The following is a 14,411-nucleotide window of genomic DNA, read 5'->3' as shown; positions in this document are numbered from 1 at the left end:
CGCCCGGCCGGGACGACCCGGCGGCGGCCCCGCCGGGCCTGCGCTAGCGTGGCGATCATGGAAACAGCTGCGGAGCCCCGCGCCCGGCGGCTCTTCGGCGGCAGCGCCCGGGCCCTCGGCGACCTCACCGGCAACCCGTTCCGTGCCGACCGGGACCGGATCGTCGGCTCGCCGTTCTTCGCCCGCCTGGGCGGTGTCACCCAGGTGATCAGCCCGGTCGGCTCGGGCCTGCTGGTGCACAACCGGCTCACCCACAGCCTCAAGGTCGCCCAGGTGGCCCGGGCGATCGCCGAGCGGCTGACGGCCGACGAGCGGTGGCGCGCCTTGCTGGACAAGCTCGGCGGCTGCGACCCGGACGTGGTGGAGGCCGCGGCGCTCGCCCACGACCTCGGTCACCCACCGTTCGGGCACCTGGGGGAGCGGGTGCTGGACCGGCTGGCCCGGCAGCGTCTCGGCCTCACCGACGGCTTCGAGGGCAACGCCCAGTCGTACCGGATCGTCACCAGCACCGAGATCCGGGGCGCGGCCACCACCGGGCTGGACCTGACCGCCGCGGTCCGCGCGGCGATGCTGAAATACCCGTGGACCCGGCTGGACCATCCCGACCCACACCCCCGCACGATGGACCCGCCGCCGCGCGGGGCCACCCCGCCGCCGGACGACCCGGAGAGCGGCTCGTCGAAGTTCGGCGCGTACCGGACCGAACTCGACGACCTGCGGCAGGCCCGGGAGCCGTTCGCCGGCCGCATCCCGGACTGGCAGCAGACCGTGGAGGCGTCCGTGATGGACACCGCCGACGACATCGCGTACGCCATCCACGACGTGGAGGACTTCTACCGGGTCGGGGTGCTCCAGCAGGGCTCGGTCTCCGCCGAGCTGATGGCCTGGCAGCGGGAGAGCGGGCACTTCCGGGCGATCACCGACGCCGCGCTGGCCACCGCGGCCCGGCGGCCCGGTGCGGCCATTGAGCGGCTGCGCCGGCAGTTGCACGGCAAAGACGCCTGGATCGCCGACGACGAGGCGTTCGCCGCCGCCGTCGAGCACGTCCGGGAGGAGTTGGTCGACGGGTTGCTGGCGATGCCGTTCGACGGCTCGATCGAGGCCGAGCAGTACGTGGCCCGGTTCTCCGCCCGCTGGTCCACCCGCTTCGTCGAGGCGATCACGGTGACCGATCAGCCGTCGGTGCGCTCCGGGTACGTGCTGCTCGGCTGCGCCCAGTGGCACGAGGTGCAGGTGCTCAAGTTCGTCCACCACCGGTTCGTGCTGGCCCGCCCGGACCTCGCCCTGCACCAGCGCGGCCAGGCCCGGCTGCTGGGCACCCTGGTCGAGGCGCTGTGGGAGTGGCTGCTCGACCCGCAGGAGGAGTCCCGGCTACCCCGCCGGCTGCACGACCTGGTCGAGTTGGCCGAGGCGGAGCTGCATCCGCGCACCCCGGACCGGATCGGCCGGGCCCGGGGGAGGGCCATCGTGGACTTCGTCGCGCAGCTCACCGACGGCCAGGCGGTGGCCATGCTGGACGCGCTCTCCGGCCGCTCCGGAGCGCTCTGGACCGACGCCTTCGTGCTCTGACCGGCCTACCCCGTCAGGCGACGGCCTGCCACCAGCCGTCCACGGCGGGCGGGTCGTCGACCACCACCCGCTCACCCGGGCGGGGCACGGCCAGCCGGACGTCGCGGGCCTTCGCCTCGGCCCACAGCCGGTTCACCGGCTCGGACCAGTCGTGCAGGGCCAGGTTGAACGTCGCCCAGTGCACCGGGATGAACAGCCCGCCGCGCAGGTCGAGGTGGGCGTTGACCGCTTCCTCGGGAAACATGTGGATGGTCGGCCAGGCGCGGTCGTACGCGCCGATCTGCATCAGCGTGACGTCGAACGGTCCGTGCTCCGCGCCGATCGCCGCGTACCCGTCGAAGTAGCCGGAGTCGCCGGTGTAGAAGACCTTGCGTCGGGCGCCGGCGACCACCCAGGAACTCCAGAGCGTGCCGTCGCGGCGCAGCCCCCGGCCGGAGAAGTGCTGCGCGGCGGTGGCGGTGATCTCCAGCCCGGCGACCCGGTGTGACTCGGCCCAGTCCAGCTCGATGATCCGGTCGGCGGGTACGCCCCACCGGTCCAGGTGCGCGCCCACCCCGAGCGGCACCAGGAACGGTGCGGACTGCCCGACCAGCAGCGCCCGTACGGTGGCCATGTCCAGGTGGTCGTAGTGGTCGTGGGAGATCAGGATGGCGTCCAGCGGGGGCAGCTCATCCAGGCGTACCGGCGGCTCGTGCAGCCGGCGGGGGCCGACCAGGCCCGACGGCGAGCAGCGCTCGCTCCAGACCGGGTCGAGGAGCACCCGCCGACCCTCGATCTCGATCAGCGCCGAGGCGTGGCCGTACCAGACGATGGTGAGCTCGTCGGTCGTGTCGGTCGCCTGTGGTGCGCTCGGGCGCAGCAGCGGCACCGCGGTGCTCGGGCGCCGCTTCTGCTTGCCGAAGATCAGCTCGCGGATCAGGTTGCGGCCCGGGTCGGCGATCATGGTGCGGGTGCCGGCCTGATTGTGGAAGGTGCCGTCGCGAAACTGCGGCGAGCGGGCCGCCCGTTCAGCCCGGGCCCCGGTGAGTCGGCCGCCGAGTGCCGCCGGCACGTCCCGGGCCGCCCAGGCCAGTCCGGCCAGCGCGGCCAGTCCGGCCGCACCCCGCATCCGTCGCCCGAGTGACCGTTCGACGTCCGTGCGCTCAGCTGGTGCCATCGCCGTCCCTCCGCAGTGTCCCGCACTACACGGTAGTCACCCGGGTCGGCTCGCGTGTCGGCGGTCGCCGCACCGGATCGGTCGCCGCTTCGGCGACCGATCCGGTGCCGGGCTCAGCCGCCGTTGCTGGGCCGCCGTGCCGCCGTCCGGTACGCCGTTCCGGCGCCGGCGAGCCGGTCCACCGCCTTCAGGAACCGGGGGCCCATGGCGGCCCGGGCCTGCACCGCCGGGTGGGTGGCGCCGAAGTCGTCCGGGTTGGCCTGCCCGTCGGCGAAGAGCGCGTAGGTGAGCACCGCGGCGCCGGACCGGTCGAAGATCACCCCGGCCTCGTGCCGGGCGTCGGCGAACCAGCCGGCCTTGGTGGCGATACGCGCCCGTTCGTCGGAGGACATGGTGCGCCGGATGCCGTCGGTGAAGGCCACCGGGGAGCGCAGCAGCCCCAGCAGGAACGCCGTCGAGGCGGGGGAGAGCAGGGTGCCGGCGACCAGGGCGCGCAGCAGGTCGTGCGTCTCCCGGGGGGTGCTGGTGCCGAGGAAGAACCGGTTCGGGTTAGCCACCGGCTCGACCTGGGTGTTCGGGAAGCCCTTGCCGACCAGGATGGCGTTCAGCTCGGCGGCTGGGCAGACCGACCCGCACAGCCGCACCGCCGTGTCGTCGGAGACGGTCAGCAGGGCGGCCAGCACGTGCCCGAGGGTCACGCTGCTCGGGTACGCGCCATCCAGGCTGAAGATGCCGTCGCCGCCCGGCACGACGATCGCCGCGGTCACCTCGACCCGCTGGTCCAGGGTCAGCAGCCCTCGGTCGACCTTGTCCAGGACCGCCGTGGCCACCGCGATCTTGTTGACGCTGTACGCCTCGATCCGCCGGTCCGCATCGGCTGTCACCGCGACCACGGGCGGGCCGGTCGGGTCGGCCACGCTGACGTACGCCTGCCAGTTGCCCCCGGCCTCTGTGCTGTGCCGGGTGTAAGCGGCGGCGACCCGGTTGGCGGCCTTGGCGGGGGTGGTCGGGACGGCTTCGGTGCCCTCGGCGGCGCTCGCCGGCGCGGCCGCGCCGAGCACCGTACCGGCGGTGGCTACCGTGCCCAGCCCGAGCGCCGTCCTGCGGTTCAGCCGGATAGTCAATCGTCTCTCCCGTCGTGGTGCGCCGAAGCGCTTACCGGCCCACCACCCTAGGCGAGTTGATCGACTCACGATGCCCTCCGACCGCTCAGGTGCGCAGCGCGGCATCGACCGCGGTCGAGGCGGTCCACAATGGCCTGGGCCGTCGCCCGGCCGATCCCGCTGGTCGCGCCAGCGATCACAACCACCCGGCTCACGGTGCGAGTACCACCTTGATCCAGCCGTCGTCCTTCTTCTGGAACATCTCGTACGCCTCCGGCCCCCGGGCCAGCGGCATCCGGTGGGTCCGCAGGTCCTCCACGCCCAGCGGGTCGTCGTCGCGGGCGAGCAGCGGCAGGATCTCGTCGGTCCACCGGCGCACGTGGCACTGCCCCATCCGCAGCTGAATGCCCCGGTCGAACATCTCCATCATCGGCATCGGGTCGGCCTCGCCGCCGTAGACGCCGGAGATCGAGACGGTGCCGCCGCGGCGGACCGCCTTGAGCGCGGCGTGCAGCACGGAGAGTCGGTCCACGCCCACCCGATCGGTCATCGTCCGGGCGAGCTTGTCCGGCAGCAGTCCCGCGGCGGTCTGAGCCAGCTTGCCCGCCGGTGCGCCGTGCGCCTCCATGCCGACGGCGTCGATCACCGCGTCGGGGCCGCGTCCGTCGACCAGATCGATCAGCGCGCCCGGTACGTCGTCCAGCTCGCGGACGTCGAGTACCTCGATGCCGTGCCGGCGTGCCAGCTCCAGCCGCTCGGGCACCAGGTCCAGCCCGATCACCCGGCCCGCGCCGAGGTGGCGGCCGATCCGGGCGCAGAACTGGCCCACCGGGCCCAGCCCGAACACGGCCAGGGTTCCGCCGGGCGGGGTGTCCGCGTACTTCACGGCCTGCCACGCGGTGGGCAGGATGTCGGAGAGGTAGAGGTAGCGCTCGTCGGCGCCGCTCTGCGGGATGGTGATCGGTCCGAAGTGGGCCTGCGGGACGCGCAGGTACTCGGCCTGCCCGCCGGGGACCGACCCGTAGAGCGAGGTGTAGCCGAGCAGCGCAGCGCCCTTGCCCTCGCTGCTGACCTGGGTGGTCTCGCACTGGGCGTAGAGCTGGCGCTGGCACATCCAGCAGCTGCCGCAGGAGATGTTGAACGGCACCACCACCCGGTCGCCGGGCTTGAGCTGGCTCACCCCCGGCCCGACCTCCTCGACGATGCCCATCGGCTCGTGGCCGAGGACGTCGCCGGGCTTCAGGTACGGCCCCAGCACCTCGTACAGATGCAGGTCGGAGCCGCAGATCGCGGTCGACGTGATTTTCACGATCGCGTCGGTCGGCTCCTCGATCCGGGGGTCCGGGATCTCTTCGACCCGCACGTCCCGCTTGCCCTGCCAGGTCAACGCCTTCATGTCTGGTTGCCTCCCTCGCTTCCTGCCTGACTGCTACCCGGGGAAGGGAAGTTGAACCGACTTCGATCGTCCGCCCCGACGCGGTCGAGGGGGTGTGCCCGGTCCCTGTAGAGCTGCCCCATATCTGGGGCGGTCGAGCCGGGCGTGTGCCCGTGAGTGGGTGGGCGTTCGCGGTCGGTCGCGCGTTCGCGGTCGCGCGTGCCTCTGTGGATGGGTGGGCGTTCGCCGTCGGGCGTGCGTTCGTGGTCGGGCGTGTGCCCGTGGCCGCGCGTGCGTTCGCGTGCCTCCGCGGCCCCGCTTGCCTCCGTGGGTAGGTGGGCGTTCGCCGTCGGGCGTGCGTTCGTGGTCGGGCGTGCGTCTGGCTTGGTGGGCGTTCGCCGTCGGCCGTGCGTTCGTGGTCGGACGTGCGTGTGGCTTGGTGTGCGCTCGCCGCCGGGCGTGTGTCCGTGGTCGGACGTGTGCCCCCGGGCCGCGCTGCCCCATATTTGGGGCAGCTCTACAGGACGTCGACGGGGTCATACACTCCCACGACCTGGCGGCCGTGCGCACCGTCGGAACAGCGAGGCTCAGCAGCCGGATCAGGTGCTCGTACAGCACAGCGTCGGTGGGATCCGCGCAAATGCCGACCGCCGCACCTCCGGCAGGAGGTACGGCGGTCGGTGCGGGCCGTGGCGGGCGGACCCGCCGGCCAGCTCAGGAGCCGGGGGTGTCTCCGCGGGTGGCGGTCGCCCTGAGGTAGTCGCGGTTGAGCCGACCGATGGTGTTCAGCGGGATGCCCTTCGGGCAGGCCGGGGTGCACTCGCCGGCGTTGGTGCAGCCGCCGAAGCCGGCCTCGTCGTGCGCGTCGACCATGCCGATCACTCGCGTGTACCGCTCGGGCTGGCCCTGCGGTAGCAGCGAGAGTTGGGTGAGCTTGGCGGCGGTGAAGAGCATGCCGGAGCCGTTCGGGCAGGCAGCCACGCACGCGCCGCAGCCGATGCAGGCCGCCGACTCGAAGGCGGCGTCTGCGTTGGCCTTGGCCACCGGCGTGGAGTGCGCCTCGGGCGCGCTGCCGGTCGGCGCGGTGATGTAGCCACCGGCGGCGATGATCTTGTCGAAGGCGCCCCGGTTGACCACCAGGTCCTTGATGACCGGGAAGGCGCTGGCCCGCCACGGCTCGATGTCGATCGTCTCGCCGTCCTTGAACTGCCGCATGTGCAGCTGGCAGGCGGTGGTGCCGCGCTGCGGCCCGTGCGCGTCACCGTTGATCATCAGACCGCACATGCCGCAGATGCCCTCGCGGCAGTCGTGGTCGAACGCCACCGGGTCCTCGCCGGCGAGGATCAGCCGCTCGTTGAGCACGTCGAGCATCTCCAGGAACGACATGTCCGGGGACACGTCGTTGACCGGGTAGGTCACCATCCGACCCTTGTCCTCAGGGCCCTTCTGGCGCCAGATGCGCAGGGTCAGGTTCACTTGTAGCTCCGCTGCGTGGGGTGGACGTATTCGAACTTCAGGTCTTCCTTGTGCAGCACCGAGGGCTCACCGGTGGCGGTGAACTCCCAGGCCGCCACGTACGCGAACCGGTCGTCGTCGCGCTGCGCCTCACCGTCCGGCGTCTGGTGCTCGGCCCGGAAGTGGCCGCCGCAGGACTCCTCGCGGTGCAGGGCGTCGATGCACATCAGCTCGGCCAGCTCGAAGAAGTCGGCCACCCGGCCGGCCTTCTCCAGCGACTGGTTGAGCCCTTCGCCCTCGCCGGACACCTTGACCCGCTGCCAGAACTGGTCGCGCAGGGCGCGGATCTCGTCGATCGCCTTGCGCAGCCCGGCCTCGCTGCGCTCCATGCCGCAGTGCTCCCACATGACCTGGCCCAGCTCCCGGTGGAACGAGTCCACGGTCCGGTCGCCGTTGACCGCCAGCAGCCGCTGGATCCGGTCCTCGACGTCGGTGCGCGCCTCGATCGCCGCCGGGTGGGTGGCGTCGACCTTGTCCAGCGAGCCCGAGGCCAGGTAGTTGGCGATGGTGGTGGGCAGCACGAAGTAGCCGTCGGCCAGGCCCTGCATCAGCGCCGAGGCGCCGAGCCGGTTCGCGCCGTGGTCGGAGAAGTTCGCCTCGCCGATCACGAACAGGCCCGGGATGCTCGACTGGAGGTCGTAGTCGACCCAGAGGCCGCCCATCGTGTAGTGCACGGCGGGGTAGATCCGCATCGGCACCTCGTACGGGTCCTCGCCGGTGATCCGCTCGTACATCTCGAAGAGGTTGCCGTACTTGGCCTCGATGGCCTTGCGGCCCAGCCGGCCGATCGCGTCGGCGAAGTCCAGGTAGACACCGAGCTTGGTCGGCCCGACGCCCCGGCCCTCGTCGCAGACGTTCTTCGCGGCACGGGAGGCGATGTCCCGGGGGACCAGGTTGCCGAAGGAGGGGTAGATCCGCTCCAGGTAGTAGTCCCGCTCGTCCTCGGGAATGTCCCGGGGGTTGCGGTCGTCGCCCTTGGTCTTCGGCACCCAGACCCGGCCGTCGTTCCGCAGCGACTCGCTCATCAGTGTCAGCTTCGACTGGTGGTCGCCGGAGACGGGGATGCAGGTCGGGTGGATCTGGGTGTAGCACGGGTTGGCGAAGTACGCGCCCTTGCGGTGCGCCCGCCAGGTGGCGGTGACGTTGCAGCCCTTGGCGTTGGTGGAGAGGTAGAAGACGTTGCCGTAGCCGCCGGAGGCGAGCACCACGGCGTCGGCCATCTCGGTGCTGATCTCGCCGGTGACCATGTCCCGGACGACGATGCCCCGAGCCTTGCCGTCCACGATGACCAGCTCCAGCATTTCGTGCCGGGTGTTCATCTCGACGTTGCCGAGGCCGATCTGCCGCTCCAGCGCCTGGTACGCGCCGAGCAGCAGCTGCTGACCCGTCTGGCCCCGGGCGTAGAAGGTGCGCTGTACCTGGGCGCCGCCGAAGGAGCGGGTGTCCAGCAGGCCGCCGTACTCGCGGGCGAACGGCACGCCTTGGGCGACACACTGGTCGATGATGTTGACCGAAACCTCGGCCAGCCGGTGCACGTTCGACTCCCGGGAGCGGAAGTCGCCGCCCTTGACGGTGTCGTAGAACAGCCGGTGCACCGAGTCGCCGTCGTTGCGGTAGTTCTTCGCGGCGTTGATGCCACCCTGCGCCGCGATCGAGTGCGCGCGGCGCGGGCTGTCCTGGTAGCAGTAGGACTTGACGTGGTAGCCCTGCTCGGCCAGCGTGGCCGCGGCCGAGCCGCCGGCCAGGCCGGTGCCGACCACGATCACCGTCATCTTGCGGCGGTTGGCGGGGTTGACCAGCTTGGCCTCGAAGCGCCGGGTTTCCCAGCGCTTCTCGATGGGGCCGTCGGGAGCCTTCGTGTCGGCGATCGGGTCGCCCTCGGTGAAGAGTTCCATGTCAGGACACCAATCCGGTGAGTACGGCGAACGGGACCACCAGGTACCCGGCGCAGAGCAGGACGGCGAAGATGAGCGCGGCGGTGCGCGCCCGGCGCTCACCCCGCGGCGTCTGCTGGCCGAGGCTGCGGAACGCGCTGAAGGCACCGTGCCGCACGTGGAAGCCCACCGTGACGATGGCGAGGGTGTAGAAGAGCGTGACGTACCAGCGCTCCGGCGCGAAGTCGGCGACGACGTTGCCGTACGGCTTGCTGGGGTCGCCGACCGGGTTCAGCGTGCCGGTGGTCAGGTCCAGGAGGTGGTAGATCACGAACAGCAGGATGATCACCCCGCCCCAGCGCATCGTGCGGGCCGCGTAGCTGCCGTTGACCTTCTTGCGGTGGGCGTACTTGACCGGGCGGGCCGCGCGGGCCCGTCGGGCCAGCACGGTCGCGGCCACGATGTGCGCGACGACGGCCACCACCAGCCCGATGCGCAGGATCCACAGGAACCACACGCCCGGCAGCAGTGGCTTGCCGATGTCGCGCAGCCAGTGCGCGTAGTGGTCGAACGAGGTCTCGCCCGTGAACACCTTCAGGTTTCCGAGCATGTGCGCGATCAGGAACAGCGCCAGCAGGATGCCCGTCACCGCCATGACGGCCTTGAGGCCGACGTTCGAGCGGATGGGCGACCGAGTTTTCGTCATTACCACGCAACCGACGCTAGGAGCACTCGGACCAGTCGTCCAATGCATCAAACTCGCAGTCTTGATAGCCGTAAGCTATGTAGATGCAGCTCCATCAGCTCCGGTACTTCGTTGCGGTGGCGGAAGTACGACATTTCACCCAAGCCGCCGACATCGTCGGCATCACTCAGCCATCTCTCAGTAAGCAAATTCACGCTCTGGAGACCGACCTCGGGGCGCCCCTGTTCGAGCGGGTACGGGGCAACATCACCCTCACCGCGGCCGGTGAGGTGCTACTGCCGTTGGCCACCCGGATCCTCGCCGACGTGGACACCGCGACCCGCGAGGTGCAGGAGTTGGTCGGGCTGCGCCGCGGTCGGGTCCGGCTCGGCGCCACCCCGAGCCTGGCCACCTCGCTCGCCCCACCGGTGCTGCGCCGGTTCCGCGACGCGCACCCCACCGTCGACCTCAAGGTCGAGGAGGGTGGGTCCCAGGACCTGGTGCGCGACCTGCTCCGCGGCGACCTCGACCTGGCTTTGATCATCATGCCGGCCCAGGGCGCCGACCCCGGGCTGCGCGTCGACCCGATCCTGCGCGAGAGCCTGGTGGTGGCGTCGGTGGAGGAGGTGCCGACCGCCTCGGCAGCCGGGGAACTACGCATCACCGACCTGCGCGGCCAGCCGATGGTGATGTTCCGCGAGGGCTACGACCTGCGCGATGCCACCATCCAGGCGTGCCGGGAGGCGGGCTTCGAGCCGACCTTCGCGGTGGACGGCGGCGAGATGGACGCGGTGCTCAGCTTCGTCGAGGCCGGGCTCGGTATCGCGCTGGTGCCCGGCATCGTGCTGGCCCGCCGGCCGGGGGTGCGAATCACGCCGCTGGCGGCACCCGGGGTGCGGCGGACCATCGCGGTGGCCCGTCGGCGGGACGTCGTGCCGACCCACGCCGGCCGGGAGCTTCGCCGGATCCTGCTCGACTACATACAGTCGGCGATCGATCGTGACGAGCTCCCGCCCGGGGTGGATCCGCTCTGACCGCCGTCAGCGGCCCTCGGCGTCGTCCATCGCCCGGTAGATCCGCTGCTCCGAGACGGGGTACGGGGTGCCCAGCGCCTGGGCGAAGACGTTCACCCGCAACTCCTCGATCATCCAGCGGATCTGCCGGACGGCCGTCTCCTGCCGACGTGCCGGTGGCAGCGCGGCGAGCAGGTCGGCATACTCCTTCTGCACCGCCGCGACCCGGTCCTGCTGCTGGCGGTCCCGCTGCGGGTTGCCACCCAGCCGTTCCAGCCGGCGCTCGATGGCGGTGAGGTACCGCAGCAGGTCGGGCAGCCGGGCGTACCCGGTCTCGGTGATGAAACCGGCGTGCACCAGCCCGGCGAGCTGGTTGCGGATGTCGGCCAGCGCGGCCACCACGGCGAGGTTCCGGGTGGCGCCGAGCCGCTGCTCGACGGCGTACGCGGCGGCGAGCACCTTGCGTACCCGGTCCATCACCTCGACCACGGTGTCGACCAGGTCGGCGCGGACCTTCTCGCGCAGCGCCGCGAACCCCTCGGGGTCCCAGGCGGGCCCACCGGCGGCGCCGATCAGCCGGTCGATGGCCGCGCCCGCCGCGTCCTCGATCAGCTCCTGTACGCCGCCGTGCGGGTTGCGGCTCAGCGCCAGCTTCGCCTCGTTGTTCAGCCGGCCCTGCAGGAACCGCGCCGGGGACGGCACGGTGAGCCGCAGCAGCCGGCGGGTGCCGGCCCAGTGCGCCGCCTCCGCCTCGGCCGGGGAGTCGAAGACCTTCACCCCGACCGTGGCGCCCTCGTCGACCAGCGCCGGGTACGCGGTCACCGCGTAGCCGGCCCGGACCTGCTCGATGGTGCGAGGAAGATCGCCGATGCTCCACTCGCGCAGCCCGGTGCGGACCACCTCCGGCGCGGCGGCCGCCACCACCTGGCGTACCTCCTGGCGGAGCTGGCGTTGCAGGGCCGTCAGGTCCTTGCCCTCGGCGACCGGCTTGTCGTCGGCGTCGAGCACCCGGAAGGTGACCCGCAGGTGGGCCGGGAGCTTGGCTGGTTCCCAGGCGTCGCGGGGCACGGTCACCCCGGTCATCCGGCGCAGCTGCCGGGTGAGCGCGTCCAGCAGCGGCTCCTCGCCCGGGGTGATCGCCGCCAGGGCGGCCCGGGCGTAGTCCGGCACCGGAACGAAGTTGCGGCGCACCGGCTTGGGCAGCGAGCGGATCAGCGCGATCACCGTCTCCTCGCGCAGCCCCGGCACCTGCCAGTCGAAGCTCTCCGCCGGCACCTGGTTGAGCAGCGGCAGCGGGATGTCCACGGTGACGCCGTCGGTCGGCGTACCCGGCTCGAACCGGTAGGTCAGCGGCAGAGTCACCCCCTGGGTCTGCCACTCGTCCGGGTAGTCGTCCTCGTCGACCCCCGGCCGGCCGTCGTTGACCAGCAGGTCGCGGGTGAAGGTGAGCAGGTCGGGCTGGTCCCGGCGGGTCTTCTTCCACCAGGTGTCGAAGTGCCGCCCGGAGACCACGTCGGCCGGGATCCGCTGGTCGTAGAAGCCGAAGATGGTCTCGTCGTCGACCAGGATGTCCCGGCGCCGGGCCCGGCTCTCCAACTCCTCGATCTCGGACAGCAGCCGCTGGTTGTCACCCCAGAACTGGTGGTGGGTCTGCCAGTCGCCCTCGACGAGGGCGTGCCGGATGAACAGCTCCCGGCTCAGCGCCGGGTCGATCCGCCCGAAATTGACCTTGCGGGAGGTGACTAGCGGAATGCCGTACAGCGTGACCTTCTCGTAGGCCATCACCGCGGCCTGCTTCTTCTCCCAGTGCGGCTCGCTGTAGCTGCGCTTGACCAGGTGCTGCGCGAGCGGTTCGACCCACTCCGGCTCGACCCGGCCGGCGATCCGGCCCCAGAGCCGGGAGGTCTCCACCAACTCGGCGGCCATCACCCAGCGCGGCGGCTTCTTGAACAACGCCGAGCCGGGAAAGAGCGCGAACTTGGCGCCTCGGGCACCCAGGTACTCGTGCTTCTGGGCGTCCTTCAGGCCGATGTGCGACAGCAGGCCGGGCAGCAGCGACTGGTGGACCTTCGGGGTGTCGATCTCCTCCGGCAGGTCGGCGCCGCCGCGGCGGCTCGCACCCCGGCCGGCGTCCGCGCTGTCCGCCGTGTCGCGCGCCGGTCGCCCGCCGCGCCGGTCGCCGTCCTCGGGGGTACGCAGAACCTGGCGCAGTTGGGCGACGATGTCCTGCCATTCGCGGACCCGCAGGTAGTTCAGGTACTCCGCCTTGCACATCCGCCGGAACGCGCTGGAGGAGAGTTCCCGCTGCTGCTCCCGCAGGTAGCGCCAGAGGTTGAGGAAGGCGACGAAGTCCGACTCCTTGTCGGCGAACCGGGCGTGCGCCTGGTCGGCCTGGGCCTGCTTCTCCGCCGGCCGCTCCCGGGGGTCCTGGATGGACAGCGCGGCGGTGATCACCAACACCTCGGTGGCGCAGCCGTTGCGCTCGCCCTCGACCACCATCCGGGCCAGCCGAGGGTCGACCGGCAGTTGGGCCAGCCGCCGGCCCAGCGCGGTGAGCCGCTTCGCCGGGTCCGTCTCGGCTGGGTCCAGCGCGCCCAACTCGTGCAGCAGGTTGACGCCGTCGGTGATGTTGCGTCGGTCCGGCGGGTCGATGAAGGGGAACGCGGCGAGGTCGCCGAGCCCGATCGCGGTCATCTGGAGAATGACCGACGCCAGGTTGGTGCGCAGGATCTCCGGGTCGGTGAACTCCGGCCGGGAGAGGAAGTCCTGCTCGTCGTAGAGCCGGATGCAGATGCCGTCCGAGGTGCGGCCGCAGCGCCCCTTGCGCTGGTTGGCCGACGCCTGGGAGATCGGCTCGATCGGCAGCCGCTGCACCTTGAGGCGACTGGAGTAGCGGGAGATCCGGGCGGTGCCCGGGTCCACCACGTACTTGATGCCGGGCACGGTCAGCGAGGTCTCCGCGACGTTGGTGGCGAGCACCACCCGGCGCGAGGTGTGCGCGGCGAAGACCCGGTGCTGCTCGGCGCTGGAGAGCCGGGCGTACAGCGGGAGGATCTCGGTGCCGAGCAGCGAACGTTTCGTCTGCACCAGCTTGCCCAGCGCGTCGGCGGTGTCCCGGATCTCCCGTTCTCCGCTGAGGAAGACCAGGATGTCGCCGGGCCCCTCGGCGGCCAGTTCCTCGACGGCGTCACCGATCGCCTGGATCTGGTCGCGGACGGTCTCCTCGTCGCCGTCGCCGTCCTCGTCGCCCTCGGCGACCTCGACCAGCGGCCGGTAGCGCACCTCCACCGGATAGGTTCGCCCCGAGACCTCCACCACCGGCGCCGGTACGCCCTGCGGCTCGTCGGCGGTCGGCGGCCCGGCGAAGTGCCGGGCGAAGCGGTCGGTCTCGATGGTCGCCGAGGTGATGATCACCTTGAGGTCGGGTCGCCGGGGCAGCAGCTCGCGCAGGTACCCGAGGATGAAGTCGATGTTGAGGCTGCGCTCGTGCGCCTCGTCGATGATCAACGTGTCGTACTGGCGCAGCATCCGGTCGGTCTGCAGCTCGGCCAGCAGGATGCCGTCGGTCATCAGCTTGACCAGGCTGCGCTCGCTGACCTGGTCGGTGAAGCGCACCTTGTAGCCGACCACGTCGCCCAGCTCGGTGCCCAGCTCGTCGGCGATCCGGTCGGCCACCGTACGGGCTGCCAGCCGCCGGGGCTGGGTGTGCCCGATCAGCCCGTGCACCCCACGCCCCAGCTCCAGGCAGATCTTGGGGATCTGGGTGGTCTTGCCGGAGCCGGTCTCGCCGGCCACGATCACCACCTGGTGATCACGGATGGCGGCGGCGATGTCGTCCTTGCGCTCGCTGACCGGCAACCCCGCCGGGTACGTGATCACAGGTACGGCTGCCCGCCGGGCGGCGATCCGCTGCTCGGCACGGGCCAGGTCGGTGGTGATCTCGGCCAGCGCGGCCTCCCGGCGCTGCGGGTCGCGCAGCTTGCGGGCACCGTCCAGGCGCCGCTGGAGCCGGCGCTGGTCGCGGAACATCAGAGGGGAGAGGCGGCGGTGCAGCTCGCGAACCGGGTCGGTCGCGGCGGAGGCGGCTGGATTCTGCATGTCGTGCCCAAGGATAGGCAGCC

9 protein-coding genes are annotated in these 14,411 nt (G+C 71.5%); 2 read left to right on the top strand and 7 right to left on the bottom strand.

Features of this window, described 5'->3' with window-relative positions; translation table 11 throughout:
- The first annotated feature begins 57 nt into the window (after window positions 1-57).
- Complete coding sequence (locus OG990_RS19035; protein ID WP_406076500.1) at window positions 58-1,569, top strand: deoxyguanosinetriphosphate triphosphohydrolase family protein; 1,512 nt, start codon at window positions 58-60, stop codon at window positions 1,567-1,569.
- Between the two features lie 13 nt (window positions 1,570-1,582).
- Here OG990_RS19035 and OG990_RS19030 read toward each other — a convergent pair whose 3' ends face one another.
- From OG990_RS19030 to OG990_RS19005, 6 genes are all read right to left on the bottom strand, one after another.
- Window positions 1,583-2,725 (bottom strand): MBL fold metallo-hydrolase, encoded by a 1,143-nt coding sequence (locus OG990_RS19030; protein WP_406076498.1) that lies wholly within the window; start codon window positions 2,723-2,725, stop codon window positions 1,583-1,585.
- Window positions 2,726-2,838: 113 nt separating this feature from the next.
- The gene (locus OG990_RS19025; RefSeq protein WP_406076496.1) at window positions 2,839-3,849 is read right to left on the bottom strand and encodes a serine hydrolase; all 1,011 of its coding nucleotides are present in this window, start codon (window positions 3,847-3,849) and stop codon (window positions 2,839-2,841) included.
- A gap of 190 nt (window positions 3,850-4,039) precedes the next feature.
- The gene (locus OG990_RS19020; RefSeq protein WP_406076494.1) at window positions 4,040-5,224 is read right to left on the bottom strand and encodes a zinc-dependent alcohol dehydrogenase; all 1,185 of its coding nucleotides are present in this window, start codon (window positions 5,222-5,224) and stop codon (window positions 4,040-4,042) included.
- Window positions 5,225-5,917: 693 nt separating this feature from the next.
- Window positions 5,918-6,679, bottom strand: coding sequence for a succinate dehydrogenase/fumarate reductase iron-sulfur subunit (locus OG990_RS19015; RefSeq protein ID WP_406076493.1), 762 nt, complete (start codon window positions 6,677-6,679; stop codon window positions 5,918-5,920).
- Window positions 6,676-8,613 (bottom strand): fumarate reductase/succinate dehydrogenase flavoprotein subunit, encoded by a 1,938-nt coding sequence (locus OG990_RS19010; RefSeq protein WP_386991990.1) that lies wholly within the window; start codon window positions 8,611-8,613, stop codon window positions 6,676-6,678. The genes OG990_RS19015 and OG990_RS19010 overlap by 4 nt, the downstream gene beginning before the upstream one ends.
- Window position 8,614: 1 nt before the next feature.
- Window positions 8,615-9,298 carry a succinate dehydrogenase cytochrome b subunit gene (locus OG990_RS19005; protein WP_328425735.1) on the bottom strand — a complete coding sequence of 228 codons (684 nt, stop codon included), beginning with the start codon at window positions 9,296-9,298 and terminating at the stop codon, window positions 8,615-8,617.
- A gap of 83 nt (window positions 9,299-9,381) precedes the next feature.
- On the opposite strand from OG990_RS19005, the gene OG990_RS19000 reads away from it, so the two are divergent.
- Window positions 9,382-10,311 carry a LysR family transcriptional regulator gene (locus OG990_RS19000; protein WP_328425737.1) on the top strand — a complete coding sequence of 310 codons (930 nt, stop codon included), beginning with the start codon at window positions 9,382-9,384 and terminating at the stop codon, window positions 10,309-10,311.
- A 6-nt stretch (window positions 10,312-10,317) separates the two neighbouring features.
- Here OG990_RS19000 and hrpA read toward each other — a convergent pair whose 3' ends face one another.
- The gene (hrpA, locus tag OG990_RS18995) at window positions 10,318-14,388 is read right to left on the bottom strand and encodes an ATP-dependent RNA helicase HrpA (protein ID WP_406076491.1); all 4,071 of its coding nucleotides are present in this window, start codon (window positions 14,386-14,388) and stop codon (window positions 10,318-10,320) included.
- Window positions 14,389-14,411: the final 23 nt, after the last annotated feature.

The sequence above is a fragment of the Micromonospora sp. NBC_00858 genome (assembly GCF_045207365.1).
GTDB lineage: Bacteria > Actinomycetota > Actinomycetes > Mycobacteriales > Micromonosporaceae > Micromonospora.
The sequence above is the reverse complement of the archived record's forward strand: the minus strand, read 5'-3'. Positions and strand labels throughout refer to the sequence as shown.